At 51.1% G+C, this 24,804-nt stretch carries 20 protein-coding genes; 10 read left to right on the top strand and 10 right to left on the bottom strand.

What is annotated here, in order from left to right:
- Positions 1 to 26: 26 nt before the first annotated feature.
- The 5 genes from L9P87_RS07705 (at position 27) to L9P87_RS07685 (ending at position 7,267) form a co-directional block, all read left to right on the top strand.
- On the top strand, positions 27 to 1,040 hold the full coding sequence (locus L9P87_RS07705) for a TRAP transporter substrate-binding protein (RefSeq protein WP_237444093.1): 1,014 nt from the start codon (positions 27 to 29) through the stop codon (positions 1,038 to 1,040).
- A gap of 40 nt (positions 1,041 to 1,080) precedes the next feature.
- Positions 1,081 to 1,569, top strand: coding sequence for a TRAP transporter small permease (locus L9P87_RS07700; RefSeq protein WP_237444092.1), 489 nt, complete (start codon positions 1,081 to 1,083; stop codon positions 1,567 to 1,569).
- Entirely contained in the window at positions 1,566 to 2,846 is a 1,281-nt protein-coding gene (locus L9P87_RS07695; RefSeq protein ID WP_237444091.1) for a TRAP transporter large permease, read from the top strand. Before L9P87_RS07700 ends, L9P87_RS07695 begins: the two co-directional genes overlap by 4 nt.
- A 77-nt stretch (positions 2,847 to 2,923) precedes the next feature.
- A complete protein-coding gene (locus tag L9P87_RS07690; protein WP_237444090.1) occupies positions 2,924 to 4,117 on the top strand; it encodes an efflux RND transporter periplasmic adaptor subunit in 1,194 nt (397 codons plus the stop codon).
- Between the two features lie 9 nt (positions 4,118 to 4,126).
- Complete coding sequence (locus L9P87_RS07685) at positions 4,127 to 7,267, top strand: efflux RND transporter permease subunit (RefSeq protein ID WP_237444089.1); 3,141 nt, start codon at positions 4,127 to 4,129, stop codon at positions 7,265 to 7,267.
- Between the two features lie 1,250 nt (positions 7,268 to 8,517).
- Here L9P87_RS07685 and L9P87_RS07680 read toward each other — a convergent pair.
- Positions 8,518 to 11,061 carry a TonB-dependent receptor gene (locus L9P87_RS07680; protein WP_237444088.1) on the bottom strand — a complete coding sequence of 848 codons (2,544 nt, stop codon included), beginning with the start codon at positions 11,059 to 11,061 and terminating at the stop codon, positions 8,518 to 8,520.
- Between the two features lie 266 nt (positions 11,062 to 11,327).
- On the opposite strand from L9P87_RS07680, the gene L9P87_RS07675 reads away from it, so the two are divergent.
- Positions 11,328 to 12,821, top strand: coding sequence for a DNA recombination protein RmuC (locus tag L9P87_RS07675; protein WP_237444087.1), 1,494 nt, complete (start codon positions 11,328 to 11,330; stop codon positions 12,819 to 12,821).
- A gap of 40 nt (positions 12,822 to 12,861) precedes the next feature.
- Here the strand turns inward: L9P87_RS07675 and L9P87_RS07670 are convergent, their stop codons facing one another.
- Complete coding sequence (locus tag L9P87_RS07670) at positions 12,862 to 13,734, bottom strand: LysR family transcriptional regulator (RefSeq protein ID WP_237444086.1); 873 nt, start codon at positions 13,732 to 13,734, stop codon at positions 12,862 to 12,864.
- 136 nt (positions 13,735 to 13,870) lie between these two features.
- Here L9P87_RS07670 and L9P87_RS07665 point away from each other — a divergent pair, with 136 nt between their 5' ends.
- Both L9P87_RS07665 and upp read left to right on the top strand, forming a co-directional pair.
- Positions 13,871 to 14,944 (top strand): NAD(P)/FAD-dependent oxidoreductase, encoded by a 1,074-nt coding sequence (locus L9P87_RS07665; RefSeq protein WP_237444085.1) that lies wholly within the window; start codon positions 13,871 to 13,873, stop codon positions 14,942 to 14,944.
- A gap of 183 nt (positions 14,945 to 15,127) precedes the next feature.
- Positions 15,128 to 15,754 (top strand): uracil phosphoribosyltransferase, encoded by a 627-nt coding sequence (gene upp / locus L9P87_RS07660; protein ID WP_237444084.1) that lies wholly within the window; start codon positions 15,128 to 15,130, stop codon positions 15,752 to 15,754.
- A gap of 71 nt (positions 15,755 to 15,825) precedes the next feature.
- On the opposite strand, the gene L9P87_RS07655 is transcribed toward upp, so the two are convergent.
- Positions 15,826 to 16,383 (bottom strand): DUF2058 domain-containing protein, encoded by a 558-nt coding sequence (locus L9P87_RS07655; protein ID WP_237444083.1) that lies wholly within the window; start codon positions 16,381 to 16,383, stop codon positions 15,826 to 15,828.
- A gap of 162 nt (positions 16,384 to 16,545) precedes the next feature.
- Between L9P87_RS07655 and L9P87_RS07650 the strand changes: the two genes are divergently transcribed.
- Positions 16,546 to 16,941: a cystatin domain-containing protein gene (locus L9P87_RS07650; RefSeq protein WP_237444082.1), complete on the top strand. Its 396-nt coding sequence runs from the start codon at positions 16,546 to 16,548 to the stop codon at positions 16,939 to 16,941.
- Positions 16,942 to 17,011: 70 nt separating this feature from the next.
- Here L9P87_RS07650 and L9P87_RS07645 read toward each other — a convergent pair whose 3' ends face one another.
- The 3 genes from L9P87_RS07645 to L9P87_RS07635 form a co-directional block, all read right to left on the bottom strand.
- On the bottom strand, positions 17,012 to 17,563 hold the full coding sequence (locus tag L9P87_RS07645; protein ID WP_237444081.1) for a disulfide bond formation protein B: 552 nt from the start codon (positions 17,561 to 17,563) through the stop codon (positions 17,012 to 17,014).
- A gap of 10 nt (positions 17,564 to 17,573) precedes the next feature.
- Positions 17,574 to 17,729 carry a DUF5993 family protein gene (locus L9P87_RS07640; protein ID WP_237444080.1) on the bottom strand — a complete coding sequence of 52 codons (156 nt, stop codon included), beginning with the start codon at positions 17,727 to 17,729 and terminating at the stop codon, positions 17,574 to 17,576.
- Positions 17,730 to 17,799: 70 nt separating this feature from the next.
- Positions 17,800 to 19,278, bottom strand: a complete 1,479-nt coding sequence (locus tag L9P87_RS07635; protein ID WP_237444079.1) for an FMN-binding glutamate synthase family protein — start codon at positions 19,276 to 19,278, stop codon at positions 17,800 to 17,802.
- Between the two features lie 77 nt (positions 19,279 to 19,355).
- Between L9P87_RS07635 and L9P87_RS07630 the strand changes: the two genes are divergently transcribed.
- Entirely contained in the window at positions 19,356 to 20,726 is a 1,371-nt protein-coding gene (locus L9P87_RS07630) for an MATE family efflux transporter (protein WP_237444078.1), read from the top strand.
- Positions 20,727 to 20,758: 32 nt separating this feature from the next.
- Here L9P87_RS07630 and L9P87_RS07625 read toward each other — a convergent pair whose 3' ends face one another.
- From L9P87_RS07625 to hemA, 4 genes are read right to left on the bottom strand one after another with little or no spacing between them, the layout of a single operon-like run.
- A complete protein-coding gene (locus L9P87_RS07625; RefSeq protein WP_237444389.1) occupies positions 20,759 to 21,505 on the bottom strand; it encodes a HesA/MoeB/ThiF family protein in 747 nt (248 codons plus the stop codon).
- A gap of 8 nt (positions 21,506 to 21,513) precedes the next feature.
- Positions 21,514 to 22,365, bottom strand: coding sequence for a peptide chain release factor N(5)-glutamine methyltransferase (prmC, locus tag L9P87_RS07620; protein WP_237444077.1), 852 nt, complete (start codon positions 22,363 to 22,365; stop codon positions 21,514 to 21,516).
- 3 nt (positions 22,366 to 22,368) lie between these two features.
- On the bottom strand, positions 22,369 to 23,457 hold the full coding sequence (prfA, locus tag L9P87_RS07615) for a peptide chain release factor 1 (RefSeq protein ID WP_237444076.1): 1,089 nt from the start codon (positions 23,455 to 23,457) through the stop codon (positions 22,369 to 22,371).
- Positions 23,454 to 24,743 carry a glutamyl-tRNA reductase gene (hemA, locus tag L9P87_RS07610; RefSeq protein ID WP_237444075.1) on the bottom strand — a complete coding sequence of 430 codons (1,290 nt, stop codon included), beginning with the start codon at positions 24,741 to 24,743 and terminating at the stop codon, positions 23,454 to 23,456. Before hemA ends, prfA begins: the two co-directional genes overlap by 4 nt.
- Positions 24,744 to 24,804 lie beyond the last annotated feature (61 nt).

Raw genomic sequence — 24,804 nt, 5'->3', positions numbered from 1 at the left:
TTGGAATGTAGATAGGATAGAAAACTATGTGGTTTAAGTGGATTAAAACTGCCGTGGTAAGTGCCGCGGCAATTGCCTTTGTTTCCTCGACACAGGCGGCGGAGTTTAAAATAGCAACTCTCTCGCCCGATGGCTCGGCCTGGATGAAAGAGATGCGTCAGGCGGCAAAAGAAATCAAAACACAAACCGATGGCCGGGTGAAATTCAAGTTTTACCCCGGCGGTGTAATGGGCAGTGATGAGGCGGTGATGCGTAAAATTCGCATCGGTCAGCTGCAAGGTGGCGCAATGACAGGTGGAAGTTTTGCCGCTGTGGCGCCGGATTCACAGGCTTATAACCTACCACTGAAGTTCCGTTCATTTGAGGAGGTTGACTATGTTCGTGCCCAGATGGACGAGCAGGTTGGCGCCGATATCAAGGCCGGTGGATTTACCACCTTTGGCCTGGCTGAGGGCGGCCTCGCCTATACCATGTCGAAGAAAACCATCGACAGTGTCGAAGCATTACGTGCCGGTAAGGTGTGGATTCCAAATGATGACAAAGGCGCTCAGCGTGCCACCGATGCCTTCGGCGTCTCACCTATTCCTCTGCAGTTAGCTGATGTATTGGCGGGTTTGCAGACCGGTCTAGTGGATACCGTGGCCACCTCTCCCATTGGTGCTATTGCCCTGCAGTGGCACACTCAGGTGAAAACCATGACAGATGTGCCCATGCTTTACTTTTATGCAGTCATGGCCATTGATAATCGCTCGTTCAATCGCTTGAATGCCGGCGATCAAGCCATTGTTACCGAGGTGATGACAGCAGCTTTTAAGCGCATCGATGCACAGAACCGCAAAGATAATATTGCCGCTTACGATGCCTTGCAGCAGCAGGGTGTCAAGGTTGTTGCTTTGACCGACGAAGAGCGTGTGCGTTGGTACCAGCTGGCTGAGGATGCCGAGAAAACCATTGTGCAGCAGGGGGTGATGTCGCAACAGGTTGCCGATGAAGTCGATCGTCACCTTGAGCAATATCGCTCTTCGGTTGCCGCGCAGTAAGATTGAATAATAATCGTTTAAAAATGGAATGATGGCGTCTATGCCGACAGTGATAAAAATAATCCACCGGCTGGAAGACAGCGTGCTGGTGGCGATGGTGTTGGCCATGATTGGTTTGGCCATCAGCCAAATTTGGCTGCGAAACTTCCACGACAGCGGTATTTCTTGGGCCGACAATGCGTTGCGAGTGATGGTGCTATGGTTGGCCATGATTGGCGCCATGATTGCCACCCGTGAGCGTAACCATATCGCCATCGACGTGTTAAAAATTTATGCCTCCAAACGTGGCAAGCGCGTGCTGGCGATGCTGGCCTCGGCTTCTACCGCCGTTATTTGCTATATCGGCGCCTGGTACAGCGGTGAGTTTGTGTTGCTGGAGTATGAGTACAGTTACGCCGCTTTTGCCAGCGTGCCTGCCTGGCTATGCGAGGCAATTATTCCCTTTGGTTTGGCGGTGATTGGCTGGCGATTCACCCTACAGTTTGTAATGGCAATGTTCTGGTGGGATAAGCTCGAGGTGGCGCAATGACCACATCGATTTTATTTCTTGGCATTCTACTCATGGCGCTGGCCGGGGCACCGATCTTTGCTGTTATTTTAGGGGCTTCTATTGTCGGTTTCCATATCGCCGATGTGCCGCTGACGGTTATCGGCATTGAGTTATATCGGATCAGCGAGACGCCATTGTTACTGGCGCTGCCGCTGTTTACCTTGGCGGGATATTTAATGGCCGAGAGCAAAACCTCCGAGCGAATGGTGCGCCTTACCCAGGCGATGTTTGGCTGGTTACCCGGCGGCCTGTCGATTATTGCCTTTATTACCTGTGCGTTATTCACCGCCTTTACCGGTGCCAGTGGCGTCACCATTGTCGCCGTCGGTGCGCTGCTTTATCCAGCCCTTAAACAAGTCGGTTATGGTGAGCGCTTTAGCCTCGGCCTGGTCACCACTTCCGGTAGCCTGGGATTGTTGTTGGCACCGTCACTGCCGCTGATTCTGTATGGTATTATCGCCCAGCAGATGAACTTAGAGCAGTCGTTTACTATTCAAGATTTGTTTGTTGCCGGTATTCTGCCAGCTCTGCTGATGATTGTGTTGTTGTCGGCCTACAGCCTATGGGCCAATAAAGAAGCCCCTATTGAGATGCAGGCCTTTGATTGGGCAGAGCTTCGCGCCGCTTTTTGGCAGGCCCGGTGGGAACTTCCGCTGCCGCTGTTTGTCATAGGTGGCATCTACGGTGGCTTTTTTGCGGTGTCAGAAACCGCGGCAGTCATCGTCTTATACGTGTTGGTTGTGGAAGTGTTTCTCTACAAGGAAATTCCTCTTAAACAACTGCCCAGCATCATCCGTCAATCGATGACGATGGTTGGCGGGATTATATTGATTTTGGCGGTATCCCTGGCCTTGACCGGCGTCTTTATCGACGCCGAGGTGCCAACCAGAGCCTTCGAATTTATCAAGTCGCATGTGGATAGCAAGTATACGTTCTTGATTTTATTGAATATATTTTTATTGTTGCTGGGTGCTATATTAGATATATTCTCGGCGATTGTGATTATGGTGCCGATTATTCTACCGGTGGCTATCGCCTACGGTATTGACCCGGTGCACTTGGGGATAATCTTCTTGGCCAATATGCAGATCGGCTACTTTACCCCACCGGTGGGGATGAATTTATTTATTGCCAGTTACCGATTTGGCAAACCGATAACCGAGCTGTACAAGGCGGCACTGCCCTTTATGGCGGTGTTGATTCTGGCGCTGTTGTTAATTACCTATGTGCCAGAAATTAGTTTGATTTTGCTGTAAAGCTCGAAAAATTTTTAACCATTGGCGAGTTTCACTGTTAATTAACTAATGGTGAAGCGCCCTTCAAAGAGAAACAAGTGGATTTGTTTATGCAATCATCGCTGAAAAAAAATCTGTTCAAGCCCGTTATTCTTCTGTCGTTTGCCGCAGCACTAGTCGCCTGTGGTGATAAGGGTGGAGAGCAACAGGCACCGCCGCCACCAGCGGTGACGGTCGAGACTGTCGGCAAAGCCGCGGTCAATAGCTCCTGGGAGTTTGTTGGTCGTACCGTTGCCGTACAGGATGTTAATTTGCGCGCGCGTATTCAGGGTTATTTGGAATCGATTCACTTTCAAGAGGGTGAGTTTGTTGAGAAGGGCACATTGCTTTTTGAAATTGATGATCAGCCCTATATTGCCGATGAGTCTCGGGCTAAAGCCGATTTAGCGAAGGCGCGTGCCGAAGAGGCCAATGCCAATAAGAATTATCAGCGCGGTAAGACATTGCACCCACAGGGAACCATCAGCGATACCGAATTTGAAAACCTGAAAGTATCGGCGCTCAGTGCCAAGGCTAATGTTGAATCGGCTCTGGCGGCGTTAAAAACAGCCGAGCTAAATTTGGGCTATACCAAAATCTCCTCACCGATTGATGGTGTTGTCGGCTCGAAGGCGTTGAGTATCGGTGACCTGGTGACTTCTAATGATGTACTGCTGACGATTGTTCAGCAGGATCCAATGCACGTCACCTTTCCCGTCAATGAGCGCCTAATGGCGCGCACGGAACAGAGCGGTCGAGAGCAGCGTCTCGATGGTAGTGCTGAGGCGATACTGGTGCCGAGTATTCGCCTGGCCAATGGTGATACCTATGGTTTTGAGGGGCGTTTTGATTTTGTTGATAACCGCGTCGATCGCAGCACTGGCACCATTAATGTTCGTGCGGTTTTTCCCAACCCGGATGGTCGCTTAATTCCCGGTCAGTATGTCCGTGTCGACGTGCGTGAAGAGCAGGCACAGGAGCAGGTGATTGTGCCGCAGAAGTCAATTCAGCAGGATCAGTTGGGCCATTACGTGGTGGTGGTGGATGCCGAATCTAACGCCATGACACAGCGTGTTGAACTCGGCGATGTCGACGGTATTAATCGGGTGGTTCTCAAGGGTTTAAGTGGTGGTGAAATACTGATTGTCGAGGGCTTACAGAAGGTCAGGCCAGGCCAGCCGGTCAAGGCTATTGATCGTGGCCAACTCGAGCAGGCGCAACAGAAAGCGCTACAACAAAAAGCCGCAGAGTAAGAGACGATTATGATTAGTCAGTTTTTTATTAACCGACCGAAGTTTGCCTATGTTATCTCTGTCATTATTACCCTGGCAGGATTACTCAGTTATCAAATCTTACCCGTTGCACAGTTTCCGCAAATCACCCCACCGACAGTGCAGGTGGTGGCTAATTACCCCGGTGCAAGTGCCGATGTGGTGCGAGACGCATTAGCGACACCGTTAGAGGCAAAGGTCAACGGGGTCGAGGGTATGATTTATATGTCGTCGAAGTCTGCTGGCGACGGATCCTATGTCCTGACGGTGACCTTTGAACTCGGCACCGATGCCGATATGGCGCAGGTGCGGGTGCAAAACCGTGTGACTCAGGCGATGCCAAAGCTGCCGGAAGAGGTTAAGCGATTGGGGGTGGCGGTTGAGAAGCGCTCAACCAGCATGTTGCTATTAGTCAGTGTAGCCTCCCCGGATGATTCGTTTGACGGATTGTTCTTGTCGAACTATACGGCAATTAATATTCGTGACCGTCTAGCCCGTTTAAACGGTGTCAGTGATGCCAAGATACTGGGTGAGCAAGAGTACTCAATGCGTATATGGCTGCATCCTGATGAGATGACCAGCCTTAAACTGACGTTGCAGGATGTGCAGGCGGCCATTAATGAGCAAAACGTTCAGGTTGCTGTTGGTCAAGTCGGGGCATCGCCCTCATTGGCAACGCAGCAGTTTGAATACACTCTTCAGGCGCAGGGGCGGTTAAAGTCTGAAGAGGACTTTGGCTCTATTGTGATTCGTGCCGATGACAGTGGTGGCGTGGTTTATCTGCGTGATATTGCTCGTATTGAGCAGGGCTCGAACTCCTACGGTGCCTACGGCACGGTTAATAATCAGCCATCGGTGCAGCTGGCTATTTATCAGCAGCCCGATGCTAACGCTGTTGGTTTGGCGCAGAGTATTCATCAAGAGATGGCGGAGATTTCTAAGGCGTTTCCACAGGGGGTCTCTTACGACATTCTCTACGATAGTACTGAATTTATTACTGTCTCGATGGACGAGGTTATTGAAACTCTGATCATTGCCGTGCTGTTGGTCATCTTGGTTGTTTACGTCTTTCTGCAGGACTGGCGCTCGACGCTGATTCCTGCCATTGCTATTCCGGTATCGCTGATCGGCACCTATGCCTTTATGTTGGCCATGGGCATGTCGATCAATACCATTACGCTATTTGCGCTGGTGCTGGCCATCGGCGTGGTGGTGGATGACGCGATCGTGGTTATTGAGAACGTACAGCGTTTAATGGACGACGAGGGGCTGGAGCCCAAAGCTGCAGCAATCAAAGCCATGCAGCAGGTCAGCGGCCCTATTGTGGCGACAACCTTGGTGCTGTTAGCGGTCTTTGTGCCGGTGACCTTAATGCCTGGTATCACCGGTCAAATGTACGAGCAGTTTGCGATGACGCTGTCGGTGGCTGTGTTGATTTCATCGGTGAATGCTCTGACGTTGAGCCCGGCGCTTTGTAGTCAAATACTCTCAAAAAATAAGCCTAAGATCCCCGGTGTATTGAAAGCCTTCAACCGAGGTTTTGATCGTTTAACCTCGGGCTATACACGCTGGGTTCGCTTTCTTGTTCGACGATTGTTAATGGTTGCGGTGTCTGTGGTGTTGCTGTTTGGCGTTATTGCCTTGGGCTTTGCCAAGATGCCCAGCGGTTTTATACCGACGGAGGATCAAGGCTATTTTATGATGGATGTGCAGTTGCCTGATGCCTCGGCTTTTCCTAGAACCGAGTTGGTTGTTGAAGAGCTGACGGAAATGATACAGACCATCGACGGTGTCGATAATGTCTTGGCGGTGCCTGGTTTCAGTATGCTTAACGGTGCGGTAACTCCTAACGGTGCCTTTATTATTGTGGTGTTAGATAACTGGGCGGACCGACAAACCCCCGAGTTACACCAGACAGCCATTGTGCAGCAGGTGCGGAGACAGGCTTGGGCATACCCCAAGGCGAATGTTATGGCCTTTGAAGTACCGGCGGTGCCAGGGTTAGGGGCAACCGGTGGTTTTGAATTTGTTCTACAAGACACCATGGGACGGCCCGCACCAGAGGTCGCCTCTACCATGCGTGGTTTGATTATGGCGGCCAACCAGGCACCAGAAATCGGTGCCGCTTTTAGTATTTTTCGTGCCGATGTACCGCAGTTATTTGTTGATATAGATCGTTTAAAGGCGAAGAACCAAGGCGTACCGCTGAGTGATATCTTCGGAACGCTGCAGGGGCAGTTAGGCTCTAGTTATGTGAACGATTACAACAATTACGGCAAGGTTTATCAGGTAAAAATACAGGCCGATCAGCAGTTCAGGGGCGAGGCTTCGGATATCGATCGGTTCTATGTGCGTAACAAGGATGGCGATATGGTGCCGCTGGGTACCATGTTATCGACCTCGCCTATTCTAGGGGCGCAGATACTCGACCGCTATAATCAATATAATAGCGCCACCATTAACGGTAATGCGGCGCCGGGCTATAGCTCGGGGCAGGCTGTTGCCGCGATGGAGAAAGTCGCACGGGAGCATTTGCCGGCGGGTTATAGTTTCGAATGGACGGGGATGACATACCAGGAAAACGAGGCGGGCAATCTAGCCCCTATCCTATTCGCCTTGGCGATAGTCTTTGTCTATCTGTTCCTGGTGGCCCAATACGAAAGTTGGTCGATTCCGTTCTCGGTTATTCTGGCTGTGCCAGTGGCCATATTGGGTGCCTTGGCAGCGGTATTTATTGCCAACGGTGATATCAATCTCTATACCCAGATAGGCTTGATATTGCTGATCGGCTTGGCGACAAAGAACGCGATACTGATTGTTGAATTTGCCAAAGAGCAACACGATAATGAAGGGTTGAGTATTATCGAGGCGGCGGTGACAGCAGCAAGGCTGCGTTTCAGGGCAGTACTGATGACGGTCTTCTCATTTGTCCTCGGTGTTGCGCCGCTGATTGTCGCCACGGGTGCCGGTGCGGCCAGTCGGCAATCGTTGGGTCTCTCGGTGTTTGGTGGCATGTTGATGGCCGGTATTGCCGGTACCCTACTGGTGCCCGTCTACTACGTGATTATTGAAAAGCTACGTCAGGCGGCAAAACGCAAGGTGGGCATCCTGCCTCCGTCGCCGGCGGATTAAACGCCGTTGCCGCCCACAAAAAACCGCCCTGGCTTGCTGCCTTGGCGGTTTTTTTGTGGCGGACCAATAGAGCTGTGACTTACTTCGGCATATCTTACACCGTATCTGCCGATACTATTCGATTATGATTAGTCGCTAAGGTGGCTTGTGAACTAACTACTTCGATATGGAGGGAGTAGTGATGAGGTGACCCCTCAGGCCGATAAGGAGTATCGGCTGACTGATGCTGATATTAAGACGTTTTTCATTTTGTTCGTGGTGTCAGCCAGTAATGTATTCATTAATGCCAGAGAAGGTGTGCACGAAGTCGAACTGGTGGAGTAAAAACGGTAGAGAGGCCAAGTAATTTTTATTATTATTTGCACCTGCTTACCTTGGTTAACACATTATCTCTTTGGATAATTTAGTGATTGGCCAAGGTGCCTCTCAAGGTTGCATATGTCAGTGACTTATCCTTACTCGCTCTTATTATTGTTATTGTTGAGCTTGTTATTTTTATTTTGTAGGTATAAATACTTATGCAACTTGCGATCGACTATATAACGCTTTTTTTCTGCTGCATAGTTAATTGTGGAACTTTTTACAATCTATGTTGACCGTGCTGAAAGCTGTTACTTTTAGTAGATTATTATCATCAGCAGACTGGCTGCAAGGTGACAAGGTAACGTTTTCGCGTATTGGTGTGCTGCCTAACTAACGGTTTAGCTGATATGTGTTATAAGCTGATAGCACGACTAGATGGCGCCGTAATGCGGAGATCGCAGTCATTGAATGCGTTAGAGAAGGTCGTACGTGGAGTTATTCTATTGTGAGAAAAAAACGATAGAGAGGCTAGGCAATATTTATTATTGTTATTTTACCTAGTTTACCTTTGCTAACACATTACCTTCTGTGGGTAATTAAGTTGCCAGCTAGGGTGCCTCTCAGAGCCACCAACCTCAGTCTTTTACCTAGTCTTGCCTTATTATTATTGTTAGTAGGCTTATTATTTTTATGTCGTAGGTATAATTACTTAGGTGACTTGCGATCGACTATATAACGCTTTTTTTCGATTGCAAAGGTAATTAGTGAACTTTCTGCTAATTAATCAGTCTGTCAAAAAAACTGTTACCTTTGGCGCTATTTTGACCAGTTTGTGCAGATAATGGTGACAAGGTAACGTTTGGTTTTGCCAAATTTAGCGGTCAATCATAAAAAATCCCCGCCGAGGCAGGGATGTTTGAGGGGCTGATTACCGGCCTTTTGAGGCCCTAAAAGCTAAAGTGAACCTCGCCACCGTAGGTGCGTGGGTCGCCGTAGGTGAGGTTGCCAAGGTTGAGCAAATTGGTCACGTCGGTACCGCCGGTAATATAGTACTCATTACCCAAGTTGCGGCCAAACAGTGAGGCTTCCCACTCCTCGTTGGTCGATGTCCAAGTGAGGCGAGCGTTGTAGACCGTTGCCGTATCTGACACCCAGTCACCGCTGGCGGCGCCCTCGGCTGTTAAGTGGTAGTCAGTCTCGCCCTTAAACTGCACCTCGGCTCGCGGCACAATGGTGCCTATCGAGGTGTGCAGGAAGTACTGCATGCTGAGGAAGTGATTGTATTCTGGCGCGCGTACCATGTCTTCGTCAGAGCGGTCGATCACATTGCCCTGGCCATCGACATCCATGAAATCATCATATTCACCACTGAGGAGGGCGCCCGAGTAGCCCACCTCGAAGTTATCGAATGGAATGGCTGTGATTTCTAGCTCTACACCCTGCATGGTTGCCTCGGCGGCATTCACGGTGACGGGGGCGGGGCGGCCGCTGCCTCCAGTGCGAATACTGGTCATCTGAATATCCTCGTAGGACATACTAAAGACGGCAATATTGGCACGCAGACGGCGATCGAGGGCATCGACCTTCAAGCCCCATTCGGTATTAATCACTGTTTCAGGATCAAATGACTGTAAGTCGTTGTTTAAACCGTCGTTTAAACCGCCGGCCCGAAACCCTTTGCTGAGCGTAAGATAGGTGTTGGCGGCGTCGAGGCCGAACATATCAGTCAGTGAGTCATTGAAGGCGTATTGAATACTGGCCATCGGCGTCCAGGCGTCATTCGTCACCTGATCTTCGGCATAGATGGGGTCGGTGCCGAAGCCATAGCCTTCGGTGACAAAGCCGCGGCCCGATTGGTCGACATAAATAGTGTTGGTCAGCGGCGAGCTGTTGTAGTCACTGGTATCGACGACGGAGAACGGTAAAACTGCTAAGTCATCGATATTCGGCGAAGATTTTACCTGAGACAGTTTACGTTTTTCGTAGGTATACCGAAGCCCAGCTGTCAATGTCCACTGCTCTGATATTGACCAGTCTGCCTGACTGAAAAGTGCGCCGCCAAGGTGTTCTGTTTCAACCCGTGTCTCAGCATCCAACAATAGCATGGCGGTGGCGTTAGGGGTGCTACCGGGGATGCCAGTCGCTGCCGGGTTACCTGCGAAGCCACCCTGTGCGTCTAGCTCAATATAGTTGCTGCCGAAGGAGGCACCGGTTTTACTGTTGTAATTCTCTTTACCCTTTTCTGAGAACAGAAAAGCACCGGCCACGTACTCGACCTTATCGTCAAATAAGCTGCCGATAAATTGAAATTCCTGACTGATATAATTATTCGTCGTGGGCGCGGTATTGTGACGGGACAGCACTGGCAGTGAGGTAAAGTCTAATTCTTGATCGCGAGACTTTTCCTCGAGGTGGCGGTAGGCGGTAATACTGCGGAATGACAGGGTGTCACTGATTTCCCAGTCGACAGTCGCCGATGCGCCGTAGGAGGCGGTGTTGTAGTCGCCGGATGCATCGGAGGCAAATTGCCATTGGTCGAGGCTGTCACCACTCTGGGATTTACAGGCCGCCTTCAAATTCATAGTCTGACCGTCGGGGCTGGTGCCTGGTGTGGTTAGGCCATTGTTGACCAGCAAGAGTGATTGCTCGATTTGGCTCGGGGGATTGCCCTCGCCACTGTAGATGCAGGGACCGCCACGTGATTTTTGCGTGGTCTTGGTGTAATTGAAATTAAAGTCGGTGGTGACAGTGCTGGAGTTCAACCAGCGAAATTGTAACTGTACGGCCTCGCGGCTTTCATCATTATAATCTTGGCCGTCATAGACATTGTGAGTGGTGCCGTCACGGTTGGTGCTGGCGTAGGTGAGCCGTGATAGCAACTTGTCTTCTAACAGTGGTGCATTGACCGTGCCCTGAAAGTCTAAGCGATTATAGTTGCCGGCACGAACCATGGCTTTACCGCCGAGTTGGTCATCCGGTTTTTGCGTACTGATTACCAGCGCGCCACCGGTGGTGTTTTTACCGAATAGGGTCCCCTGGGGGCCACGCAGAACCTGTACGCTCTCAACATCATTGAGGTCTAACAGGGCGCCTGATGCTCGTGGGATATAAACGCCGTCGATATAGATGCCGACGCCGCTATCGAGGTTGGACTTTGTCTCACGCTGACCGACGCCGCGAATATAGACATTGGCATCACCGGTACTGCCGTTGCCACTCTCAAGCTCAACATTGGGCACCCGGTCGCCAAAGTTAGCAATATTAGTAATGCCGCCTTCATTGAGTTTCTCAGCACTAAATGCCGTGACAGCAACGGGGACTTCCTGAATGTTTTCGACTCGCTTTCTTGCGGTAACGACAATTTCTTCAATGACTAAATTTTCAGGGGACTGTGCATGGACTTGCCCTGGAAGCACCGATGCAATGGCAGCGGGAAGAGCTGCAATTGCGAATATCCGTTTTTGAACCGACCAATTGCTGGGTAATGCCATATCCTTATACCTGTATTTTTATTATTTTTTAATGCACTAATCCGTAGTTACGGAACAAGCTTTTGGGTAAAATTGTAAGCCACCACTCTTGTGTCGCTATTATTTTTTTGATGCGACATGATTTTGACTATATAGCGTATCGATTGATAAAAAAACACAAATGTCGTTGTAACCGTTTAGTGACGGCGGTTGGGGCGATAAATATAGTCGTTAGTTGTGGTTTCAATGATTAAAGGCATCATGCTTTTGTCGACAGGGAGTTAGCAATGGAACAGCAACAGTTATTTATTATTATTGGGGTATTAAGCGTCTTGTTGATTGGTGCTTTGATTTACCCGCTGTTAAGTCGCCGCACACTGTTGTCGGCATTGAATGAGAGAATCAATACCTTGCAGAAGGACTATGGTATTGCTCAACAACAATTACAGTCGTCGGTTTCAGAGGCCGAGCATCACAAACAGCTGGCTGAGAAACTGTGGGAAAAACTGCAGGTACAGGGACAAAAGCTCGGCAGTTATACTGGACAGCTTGAGCAACTCGGGGAACTGAAGACGCGCTTACAGATAAGTGAGCGAAAAACTGAAGAGAGCCAAAATAATTTAGCACGCTCTCAAGTTGAAAGTGCTCGCTTAAAGGAAATTGTCGAGCAGAGCGAAATGAAGCACCGTGAGCAATTAACGTTAATGAGTGAAAACAAGCAGCAGCTCAAGCAAGAATTTAATCAGCTGGCGCAACGAATTTTCGAAGATAAGTCTAAGCAGTTTGATGATGCCAGTCTCAAGGGTTTGGGGGGGCTGTTAGAGCCATTGAAAACTCAGCTTGATAGTTTTAGAAAGCGTGTCGATGCTGTCCATGGTGAACAGATCCAAGGGCAGGCGGGGCTGCGAAATGAGCTTGATAATCTACGCAAACTTAACCAACAGATTACCGACGAGGCGGCGAATCTAACCAAGGCCTTGAAGGGGGATAAAAAACTACAGGGGAATTTTGGCGAACAGCATGCTGAGCTACTGCTACAACAGGCCGGCTTGCGTAGAGATATAGAGTATCAACGAGAGCCGAATTTTAAGGATCAAGACAGTCAAAACCGTCGCCCAGATTTCATTATCAACCTGCCGGACGGTAAGCATATTATCATCGATTCCAAGGTGTCGTTGAACGATTACAGCCGTTATTTCTCCGCCGATGATGATGCTCAGCGTCAGCAGGCGATGTCATCGCATGTGGCGAATATTGAACATCATATTAACAGCCTCAGCGACAAGGATTACCCGAAGCTTAAAGGCCTCAACGCCCCGGATTTTGTCTTTATGTTTATGCCAATTGAACCGGCATTCTTGATGGCGTTGGAGGCAAAGCCCGAATTGTTTAATCAGGCCTATGAACGGCGTATTGCCATCGTCACACCAACGACATTACTTCCCGTTCTGCGGACAGTGGCGAGCCTGTGGGAGGTCGATAAGCAGAACCGCAGTACGGAATTACTGGCTGAACAAGCGGGCAAGGTTTATGACCGGTTACGGGTCTTCGTTGAAAAAATGGAGAAGCTTGGCCTGCAACTCAATACTGCGCAGGCCACCTACGATGATGCCTGGCGAAGCCTATACAGTGGTCGAGGCAATTTGGTCGGGCAGGCAGAGCGCTTTCGGGAATTAGGCGTGAGGGCGAAAAAACCCTTGCCTAATTCGGTTACCGATCATATCGATGAATCGATCTCACCGCTGTCGGGTGATGGCTTAGACAGCGTTGTTGAATCATAGGCAATCAACATGATTGTCACGACTAAATCGACTGACATGGCTAGGCGATAAAGTGCTGGAAGCTCAGGCTCAGTTCACTCTGATGCTGGCTGTTGCCGGTAAGTAAAAAAAGCTCCCGGCTGATCAACAGATCGGGGGTGGAGAGCGCCACTAGCTCGCCGTGTTCGACCTCTGAGGCTATGGCCAGTGTCGACAGACAGCCTAACCCCAGCCCGGTTTTGACAGCCTGCTTGATGGCCTGGCTATTGCCGAGTTCTAGCTTAACCTTGAGGTGATGCAGCTTTTGCTGAGTCGCCATGGTAAAAATTTCTCTTGTCCCCGAACCTATCTCACGCAGCACCCATTGCTGTTCTTCAAGTTGTTGCAGGCTGATGCTTGTCTGCTGTGCCAGCGGGTGTTGCGGGCTGCAAAAGGTGACTAAGTGGTCGTCGCGCCATGGCGTGGCGGTTAATTGATGGCTGTGGCAAATACCCTCGATCAAGCCGAGGTCGATGCGCAGATTCACCATGTCATCGACGATTTGTTCGCTGTTAGCGACCTTTAAACGGATATCGACCTCGGGGTGTTGCTGCACAAAATCGGCGATTAATGCGGCTAATAAAAAATTACCAATGGTGCTGCTGGCGCCGACAATAAGCTGGCCATGTAGGGCGCCGCTGTGTGCGCTGAGCTCTATCTCTTCGGCCTGTTGTAACAGTTGGTGAACTTTCGGGTGTAGCCAGCGGCCATAGTCATTAAGTTGTAGTTTTTTGCCGTGACGGTTAAACAGCGGAGAACCAAGATGCTGCTCTAAATCGGCCAGCGACATGCTGGTTGCCGATTGGCTGAGTGGTATTGTTTCGGCCGCGCGGCTGACGTTACCGGTGCGGGCCACCGCATCAAAGACGCGAAGTTGCTTTAACGTGATTTTCACGGCGGACCCTCTTATCAGTTTTATTGATAAATAAAATCTAAACTACTCATTTCTCTTATGCAAGAACTTTACTTACAGTGTCATCAACCACAACGACAAACCATGACAATAAGAGCGCAATCGCCGAGGAATCAGGATGACACAGTTAACAGCAACGCAGACGCTTATAGAAACGGAAGCATTGATTATTGGAGCTGGCCCTGTTGGCCTGTTCCAGGTATTCGAACTTGGCCTGCTGGGCATTCGAGCCCATGTGGTTGAGAGTTTGGGGCAACCCGGTGGCCAATGTGCTGAGCTTTACCCGAATAAGCCAATCTTTGATATACCGGCTTGCCCTGCGATTTCTGGCCAGCAATTGACCGATAATTTGTTGCAACAAATAGCGCCATTCGAGGCAGTATTCCACTTTAATCAAGAGGTGGTGTCGCTGGATAAGCAGGCTGATGGCCGATTTTTGGTGCTGACCAACACCGGTACTCGGTTTCTTACCTCGTCGGTGATTATTGCCGCCGGCATGGGGTCGTTTCAGCCTGTTAAGCTCAAGACTGCAGGCGCGGAGGCGATAGAGGGCAAGCAGCTGGTGTATAGCATTAAAGACCCTGAGCAATATCGTGGCAAGGATGTGGTCGTGCTGGGTGGTGGTGACTCAGCCCTGGATTGGGCGCTGGCGCTACAGCCAATTGCCAACTCGGTGGTGGTTATCCATCGCTCGCAAAAATTTCGCGCGGCCAAGGCCTCGGTCGATAAAATGTTCCGTTTGTGTGACGACTACCAAATGCAATTTTTACAGGGACAGGTGAGTGAGTTGGTGCTTGATGATGAGCGCTTGGTCGCGATCAAGGTGACTGGCAGCGATGGCGTTACCCGCCGTCTGCAGCTCGACGATTTACTGGTTTTCTTTGGCTTGGTGCCGGATCTTGGTCAGTTAAGTCAGTGGGGGTTGGAGCTGCACAAACGCCAGGTTGTAGTGGATACCGAGAAGTTTCAAACCTCGATCCCAGGTATTTATGCGGTCGGTGATATCAACTACTACCCCGGCAAGAAGAAGTTGATACTCAGCGGCTTCCACGAGGGTGCACTGGCGGCCTTTGCCATTAAGGAGCAGTTACAGCCGGACAAAAAAGTTCACCTACAATACACCACGACCAGCCCCATTATGCATCAGCGGTTGCATGTTGAAGACCCGATGAAAGAGGACGATGCGGCGTAGTGTTTAGCGATAAATGATGACGATTTTTTGGCAGCGACAGCTGCCTTTTTTATGGTGAAAAAATAGAATTTTTAAAAAATGCGATAGCGCAAAGTGACTTGCAATAATTGGCGCTACACTTACTATAATTCAACTGCTGTTAAAAGCGTCCGTATACAATCGAAAATCATTGGAGTGTTCTCGATGGCTGTTCATGAAGTGCGTCACCCGTTAGTACAACATAAGCTGGGAAAATTGCGGGAAAAAGAAATCAGCACCAAACGTTTTAGAGAGTTGACCGGCGAACTCGGCACGCTATTGACCTATGAGGCAACGCGTAATTTCGAGACTGAGAGTTATAGTATTGATACTTGGGCTGGCACGACAACTGTTGAGAAAATTAAGGGTAAAAAACTTACTGTAGTCCCGATCTTACGTGCCGGTGTGGGTATGATGGACGGTGTCTTAAGCTTGATTCCCAGTGCCAAGGTCAGCGTGGTGGGTTTGGCTCGAGATGAGGAAACACTGGAACCGACGGTTTACCTCGAAAAATTGGTCAGCGATATCGATCAGCGTACGGCGTTGATCATCGATCCAATGCTGGCTACCGGGGGCACTTTGATCGAAACCGTTAATATTTTGAAGCGTGCCGGTTGTAAGGATATTATGGGCTTATTCCTTGTCGCTGCTCCCGAGGGTATTGAAAAAGTATTGGCCATACATCCCGATTTAGAAATTTATACCGCCAGCGTCGATGAACGTTTGAACGAAAACGGCTATATATTGCCCGGTCTCGGTGATGCCGGCGATAAGATATTTGGCACTCGCTGATGGTTGATTAAGATGACAGGTAATAAAAAAAGGCAGCGTTCAGCTGCCTTTTTTATGGTTTAGATATGGCTTTACCACATTAAATCATCAGGGATTTCATAGTCGCCATACCAGTCGTCTTCGCCTTCTGCGGCTTCGCTGTCGTCAGCATCACTGAGTTCATTGAGTAATACGATACGGTTGCTGTCGCGCTCGGCAATTTTGCTGGCGACAGGGCTGGGGATAATCTCGTACTGATCGCCCTGTTTGACAATGGCGAGTAAGCCGCGCACCAGCTGTTGCTGAATCTTGTTGTCCACATAGAGCTTTTTAATTTTGCTGCCATCGGTAAAGTTAAAGGCGACATCCCCTTTGTTCTTGGCAATGCTGCTGCGCTCAATCAGCTGTTTGATTTGGGCGTTGATTGCCTTCTTCAGCGCTTTTTCATTGAGGTTTTTATTCAGCTGCCGAGCCTTGTCGGCTTTTTCGGCCAGCGCTTGCTGGGCTGCAACCTTATTCTCATCGATGGTTTCAACGCGGGCGCGGCGGTCCATCTTGCTCTGTTTCTTCTTCGCCTTGTTGGCCGATTTGACCTTCTTGTCATCAACTAGGCCAGCCTTCAATAGCTGGTCTTGCAGCGAATTTGCCATGGTAACCTCAAGCGTAGGGAGTCTCAAAGGCGCTATTATGCTTGCGCTGCCACGAAGTGGCAATAAGCGGCAGGTAATTCATACTCGGAGTGTGTTGCTGGTGTGTATTTTATTATTTACGACTAGGATTAACGGCATCAATAGTGAACGGAGAAATGTCCGATGAAAGATTACCCGCTAAAGCGTTATGCCATGATAATGGTTTTCAGTGGTTTGTTGGCCTGTGGCGATGGCAGTAATACAGCCTCGCAGGCAAAAAATACTAAACAGCCCGCCTGTGGCGAGGGGATACCGGGTGGCTGGGTGAATATTCCGGTCTCCGCTGAGGCTGAGGCCGCTCTCGATAGTGTGGTTAAGCGGATGAATATTGCGGCCAAACTCGACAAAATAGTCGAGGCGAGAAGCCAGGTAGTTAATGGGGTTAATTACGCCATCGCCTTTCAGTTTGATGATGGCAGTGTTTGGCATACTGAGGTTCATCGCAGCCTGTCGAATGAATACACCATGACCAAGCCCGCGGCCAAGGGTGGCTTGCCGCCACTTTGCCCAGAAAATTAATGCGCAGCGGAGTAATGTAGTGCCGGATACCACTGAGGAAAACGACTCAGTGGACTTCCGTCACGGGTGTTCAACGGTTGAATAGCCAGTATTCAACTGGGTTGTCGGGGCAGACCATTGGGCCACACTCGGCAAAGGTTGCCAGTGCATTGGTCAACACGACCAACAGTGCCACGGCGATGGCCACTTTAGGCAGTCGCCCCTGTTGTCGAAAGGACTTGAACCCTGAAGCGGTCTGATACTGCTGGTTAAAGCTGCTAATAATGGCCAGGCCGATGATGATAATAGCGAAACAAATAAACGCCCAAGTGTAAAAATGAAAGCCCAAAAACGGTGCTCCATAGGCTGGGGTACCGGGTATTACATGGAGGCTTATTTGTCGTAGCGCGACGGCGCCGCCGAACACTGCAGACAATATTGCCAGGCTATAGTGGGCGGGTTTGCAGCCGAAACACACATTGAGCATCAACCCAGCCAGCACCCCGGCAAAGCCAACGCGCTGTAATAAGCACAGCGGGCAGGGCAGTTCGCCGGCAATGAATTGATCGTTGAAGGCATAGAGCAAAATAAAGCTAACGGCGAGCAAGCCAAGAGCGTTTAAATCTCGCAATAAACTGGGCATGGTCAGGCTCCTATAACAAGATGCTGAGAGCATCGGTGGAGTGATGTAGCAGCCAAAAGCTACTGGCGATGAGCGCGACATAGCCACTGGTGAGGGCGGCCTGTCGTTGACCGATTACAGAGCATACCATCGCCGCGAAAAACAGGCTGAACAGTAGAGCCATCATGATAAAAACCCCTTTTAATCGTTGTTTGCTAACGTCTTTACCATAGCATTTGTGAATACTGGTGGGAGGCTTATTGTGCGCTTTGTTTATTGGGGTAGATCTCATCGCCACGGAGCGACATACCATTGTCGGCGACAATACGAACATGATGGCGTTGCAGTTGGCGGGGTTCACGGACACCACAGGAGTGAGCAATCATGCCGACCTCATAACTCAATTGGCTGGCATAATTAGCGACACGCTGGCTTTTGTCCGCGCGATCGAGGCCGCGCTGTAACTTGGCATCCTGGGTGGCAATACCCGTAGGGCAGGTGTTTTTATTGCACTGTAAAGATTGGATGCAGCCGAGGGCAAACATAAAGCCGCGGGCAGAAACGACAAAGTCGGCACCGACGCAGAGGGCGAGAGCCACCTCTGCCGGATTGATCAACTTACCGGAGGCTATAACTTTGATGCGGTTTTTTAATCCGGCCTCGACCAGTTTGTCGCAGACCATGGGCAGTGCCTGCTTCAGCGGCAGCCCCATATAATCGATCAAGCTTTGTGGTGCGGCACCGGTACCGCCATCGGCAGAGTCGACAGTAATGAAGTCGGGGGCGGAGGCAATGCCACGGCGCAGGACTTCATCGCTGAGATCTTGTAGCCATTCGTCACCTCCAATAACCGTTTTAAAACCGACGGGTTTGCCGGTCACGGTGCGGATTTCGTCGATACGGTCGAGTAATTCGCCAACATTGGCAATATCCGGGTGGCGGTTGGGGCTGATGGAATCCTGCCCCTGGGGGATGCCGCGCAAGTCGGCAACCTCCTGTGACACCTTGCCACCGGGTAATATTCCGCCCTTACCGGGTTTGGCGCCCTGAGACAGTTTGATTTCAAACATTTTAACCTGTGGATGCTGGGCCAGTTGTTTCAATTTATCGTGGCTGAGGTTGCCGTCATGATCACGCACGCCGTATTTTGCTGTACCAATTTGCACCACTAAGTCGGCCCCCCCCTCAAGGTGGTATGGGCTGACGCCACCTTCGCCGGTGTTGACCCAGCAGCCGGCTTGCTTGGCGCCTCCGGATAAGGCCTGAATGGCAACCTTTGAAATAGCGCCGTAGCTCATGCCGGAGATATTAAACAGTGAGGCGGTACTGTAAGGGTGCTTACAGCCTTGGCCGATGGTGACGAGTTTGGGTTCCAGGCTGTCTTTGCGCATGGTGGGGAAGGGGGCGCAGACAAAAATGGGGGTGCCGACGGTGGTTAAATTACGGCTGGAGCCAAAGGCAACCGTGGTATCAACATTCTTGGCGGCGCGATATACCCAGGAGCGCTGGGCGCGGTTGAAGGGCATTTCTTCCCGGTCCATGGCGAAAAAATACTGACGAAAGAACTCGCCAAGATGCTCAAACCAGTAGCGGAAGCGGCCAACGACGGGGTAATTTCGCCGGATGGCGTGTTTGGTTTGACGGATATCAATAATGTAAATGACAACGATGGCGACAACGGCGAGAAATAGAAGTAGAAGGATTAGGTCGCCGATCAAATTGAACGCTATATTCATTAGGGTTACAGGCCTTTGCACAGTGTTTTATTATGGTTTAAGGGTATACTGTCGGCCTTGTTACTGCGAGCTGATTTATGCGTTCTAATTTTATTCGAGCCGAGATTTTCCGGCTGACCTCTCTGGGTGTACCTATCCTGATTGCCCAGCTGGCACAGACGGCAATGGGGGTGGTCGATACATTGATGGCTGGCCGTTATCACGCCGATGACTTGGCGGCGGTGGCAATAGGCAACTCCCTTTCTCTGCCTATTGTGTTGCTTATCGCCGGGATTATGATTGGTAATACAGCGATCTCTTCACATCATTACGGTGCCCGGAAATTTGCCGATATTGGTGAGTCTACCCGTCAGTCGCTATGGCTCGGTCTGCCAATCTCCTTTCTTGCCATGGCAATGATGTTTAACGCCGATATCGTCTTGGTTATTATGGATACACCGGCACATATGGCGGTGATCAGTCAGCAATACCTGTACGGTTTTGCCATGGGGTTTCCCGCCCTGATTGGCTGTTTAGCTATTCGTACCATGGCCGAGGGTATGGGTCAGACGCGGCCAATCATGATCATTGGTATTATTAGTTTTTTACTCAATATTCCGCTGAACTATGCGCTGATTTACGGTAAGTTTGGCCTGCCAGAGCTGGGTGGTGCCGGCTGCGGGTTGGCCTCGGGCATTGTGCTATGGCTGCAATTACTGATGTTTATTGCCTTTAGCCGGCGCGCCGAGTTCAAGGCGTCGGGCTTGTATCAAAAAATCTCCAAACCCGACGTCGAGCGCATTAAAGAAATTATGAAAGTCGGTTTGCCAATCGGTGGCGCGATGTTTGTCGAGGTGGTGTTGTTTGCCGCCATCGCATTAATTCTTGCGCCGATGGGGTCAACCATTATCGGTGCCCATCAAATTGCGCTGAACTTCTCCGGCATGGTGTTTATGATACCGCTCAGCCTGGCCAACGCGATTACCATTCGTGTCGGCCACACCCTCGGGCAGGGCAAGACACTGAAGGCGCGGGCGATTACGTTTACCGGCATCGGTTACGGCATGGTGTTGGCATTGATTACCGCCTGTTTCGTGTTCTATGCGCGGGACTGGATTGCCGCCGCTTACACTCACGACACAGCGATACAGTCAGCGGCTGTTGGCCTGCTATTTTACGCCGCTATTTATCAGTTGCCGGACGCCATTCAGGCCTGTGCCAATGGTGCCCTGCGCGCCTATAAAGACACCCGGGTGGCGCTGATTTTTGTCATTATCTCTTGTTGGGGGATTGGTCTGCCGGTGGGTTATGTGCTCGGCATGACCGATTGGTGGCTGCCGATGATGGGGGCGAAGGGCTTCTGGATTGGTCTTGCCGTTGGTCTGAGCTGTGCCTCGTTCTCGCTCGGTGCCCGCCTACTGTGGCGAACAGAGCGGACCATTGAACACTATAAAAAACGCAGTATTTGAGTCTCGACCACGACCAACTTGTCTTGGGCCTTTTAGTCCTGCTGGCATATTGGGCAGGCTGGGTCTTTGCTGATTTTTAGTTCTCGCCACTCCAGGTATTTACCGTCAAAAATCAGTAACCGTCCAGCCAGTGATTCGCCAAAGCCAACAATCAGCTTAAGGGTTTCAAAGGCTTGTATAGAACCAATAATGCCGACCAGAGGCGCCAGCACACCATTGGTCGAGCAGTTGAGGTCCTCGCCATCCTGCTCACTGTACAGGCAACGATAACAGGGTTGATCATTCTGGCTGCCATGAAAGACTGACACCTGCCCTTCCATGCGAATTGCGGCACCGCTGATCAGCGGTTTTTTCTCGCTGACACAGGCGGCGTTGAGGGCAAATCGGGTTTGAAAGTTATCGCTGCAATCAACCACGATATCGGCCTTGGCCACATTGGCATATAGCGCATCACCCTGAAGTCGACGGTCGAAGCACTCGACTTCGATCTCAGGGTTGATGGCAGCGATAGAATCGGCCAGCGACTCTACCTTGGCCTTGTTAACATCGTTATCGCCGTGAGCAATCTGGCGTTGTAGATTGGAAAGTTCGACGTGGTCGTCGTCGGCGATGATGAGTTTGCCGATGCCGGCAGAGGCTAAGTACAATGCCGCGGGGCAGCCAAGACCACCGGCACCGACCACCAAAACCGTGGCGGCGAGTAGCTTCTCTTGGCCGGCAATATCGATATCGTCGAGCATGATTTGACGACTGTAGCGCAGCATTTGTTGATCGTTGATATCAGTACTCATAGTGGCTGCCCTGTGCTGTATTGGCCGAGAGTGATTCTGTCGTTGTCGCCGTAATCTTTCACTGTACGAACCTGTTGAAAGCCCTGTTGCAATAGGCAGTCTCTGGCGGCCTGCCCCTGATTATAGCCGTGTTCAAGTAGCAGCCGGCCATTGGGCTTGAGGTGTTGTCTGCTGTTGCCAGCGATATGCTCGATATCAGCCATGCCGTTATTGTCGGCGGTCAGGGCTGAATCAGGCTCGAAGCGAACATCGCCCTGGCTGAGATGGGCGTCGTCGTGAGCGATATACGGCGGGTTGCTGACAATCATGTCGAAGCGCTGGCCGTCGATGGCGGTAAACCAATCGCTACGTAAAATGGTGACGTTGTTGAGTTGGTTGTACTGCTGATTGTGCTGGGCTAAAGCGACGGCGGCGGGTTCGACATCGACGGCGGTGATGTGCCAGTTGGGGCATTCGCTGGCCAACGCCAGGGCAATGGCGCCGGTACCGGTGCCGAGATCGAGGACGGTGATGGCTTCGTCGGGTTGAAAAGCCTGAAGCGCCTGTTCAACGAGGATTTCGGTGTCAGGCCGGGGGATTAGTGTCGATGGATTGACCGCCAATCGCAGCGTCCAAAATTCACGGTAACCGAGAATATGCGCGACTGGCTCGCCGGTGAGTCGGCGGCTGAAGGCGTTGGAGAACGCCGCCAACTGTTCATCGGATAGGGCTTTTTCTGGCCAGGTGCGCAAATAGGTACGCTCTTTGTTCAGCGCCTCGGCCAGTAATAGCTCGGTGTCGAGCAGGGCACTATCGCTGCTGTTTAACAGCTCTTTGTGGCGCAATAAACAGTCGGCAATCGTGCACATTGCTTAATCGTCGTTGCTGAGGGCAGCGAGCTGATCGGCCTGATATTCATTGATCAGCGGCTGGATAACATCATCCAATGTACCCTGCATAACCTCGTCGAGTTTGTAGAGCGTGAGGTTAATGCGGTGATCGGTAATCCGCCCCTGTGGATAGTTGTAGGTGCGAATACGCTCGGAGCGGTCACCACTGCCCACCAGCGATTTACGTTCGTCGGAAACAGCCTGGTCGGCTTCCTGTTGGGCGGCATCCATCAGTCGAGAGGCGAGTAAACTCATCGCCTTGGCCTTATTCTTGTGCTGCGAGCGCTCGTCCTGGCACTCGACGACCACACCGGTAGGCAGGTGAGTGAGTCGAATGGCTGAGTCAGTTTTGTTGACGTGCTGTCCGCCGGAGCCGGAGGCGCGGAAGGTATCGACGCGCAGGTCGCCCTTATTGATTTCGATGGCGTCCACCTCGGCCGCCTCGGCCATGATGGCGACGGTACAGGCTGAGGTATGCACCCGGCCCTGTGATTCGGTCTCGGGCACGCGCTGAACACGGTGGGCGCCGGACTCGAATTTGAGCTGTGAATAAACGCCATCTCCGACGATGCGGGTGACAATTTCTTTGTAGCCGCCGTGGTCACCTTGGCGTTCGCTGACCACTTCGATTTTCCAGCGGCGTTTCTCAGCGTAACGGCTGTACATCCGGAACAGGTCGCCGGCGAAGATGGCCGCCTCGTCGCCACCGGTGCCGGCACGGACTTCTAAGAACACGTTGTTATCGTCGCGGGGGTCTTTTGGCAGTAGCAGCTTTTGCAATTCAATGGCGAGGCGGTCGCGTTCGATCTCGCCTTCTTTAAATGACTCCTGAGCCATTTCGCGCATGTCGGGGTCGCTGTCTTTTAGCATTAATTTGGCTTCGTCGACCTCTTCCACTGCAGATTGAAAGCTGGCAAAGCACTCCACCACTGGTTCTAATTCAGCGTATTCTTGGCCGAGGGCACGGAATTTATCCTGATTCGTAATCACCTCAGGGTCGCTCATCAAGACGCCAACTTCCTCATGGCGCTCGACCAAGAGTTCTAATTTACTGCGGATGGAATCTTTCATTGTTTCTCACTGTCTATTGACTTGTATTCACCGAGGTCAAAAAGTTCATCGACTAACGGTATTACTTCAGTGCGACCGGCAGCGCTGGCCCTCTTCAGGTTGGCACTGGGTGCATGTATTAATTTATTGGAGAGCGATCTGGCTAACGAGGCCAGTATGTCGGCGGGCTCATCACCTTTGGCCAGCTGTTTTAGAGCGCGTTCTAGCTCTTGCTGGCGAAGCATGTCGGCCTGTTGTCGCAGCGCCTTGACCGTGTCGACAGCATGGTATTCAAGTTGCTTTCGGCTGAAGGCTTGTACGCCTTGATCGACTATTTTTTCAGCGTTGTAGGCTTCGTTCTGGCGACCGCGCTTATTTTCTTCGACGATTTCTTTTAAATCATCGACGGTATAGAGGTAGACATCGCTGAGTTCGGCTACCTCGGGTTCAATATCGCGAGGCACGGCGATATCGACCATGAAGATCGGTTTGTGTTTGCGTTTTTTTAAGGCCGATTCGACGGTACCCTTGCCGAGAATGGCAATGGGGGCTGCGGTCGATGTAATCACAATATCGGCGTTAACTAATTCCGCGGCAATGGCGTCGAGGGGGACAGACTTGGCGCCGACCTCCTCGGCCAATAACTGTGACCGTGTCAGCGTACGGTTGGCAATGGTCATATTGGCAATGCCATTTTCTTTCAGGTGCCGGGCGACTAATTCGATGGTCTCCCCGGCGCCGATTAGCAGTGCGTTACTCTTGTCTAAGCGAGAGAAAATACGTTTCGATAAACTGACGGCGGCAAAGGCAACAGAGACGGGATTGGCGCCGATGGCGGTTTCGGTTCTGACCCGCTTAACAATGCTGAAACCGCCCTCAAATAATTGGCTCAATTTGGCGCCAACGGAGCCGAAGCCGTGAGCGGCGGCATAGGCGGTTTTCATCTGGCCGAGAATTTGTGGTTCACCTAAAACCATCGAGTCGAGACCGGCGCCAACGCGAATCAGGTGTCGCACTGCCTCGCTGTTCTGATAGTGGTAGCAGACCGGTGACAGCGCCAGCCAATCGATGCCGTGAAAACTGGCCAGCCATTGCCCCAGAGCTTCGCTGTCGGCGTCATTATCGTCATCGTAGGCGGCAAATAGCTCGGTACGGTTGCAGGTGGAAAGTACTACCAGCTCTTTGATTTTGGTGTGGGCGCGGGCATCCGACAAAGCCTCTTGTAAACGAGCTTCGCTAAAGGCGACCTTCTCTCTGATCTCCAGAGGGGCCGAATTATGATTAATACCGAGGGCCAAAAGGCTCATAGTGTGGCTACAGACTCCATAATACTTGTTGATTGCAGCGCTATTAAGCCGCGACCGTGCC

Origin of the sequence: Sinobacterium norvegicum (assembly GCF_923077115.1) — a bacterium.
In the GTDB taxonomy this organism is placed as follows: domain Bacteria; phylum Pseudomonadota; class Gammaproteobacteria; order Pseudomonadales; family Sinobacteriaceae; genus Sinobacterium; species Sinobacterium norvegicum.
Note: the sequence above shows the minus strand (reverse complement) of the source record. Positions and strands in the feature narration are given on the sequence as shown.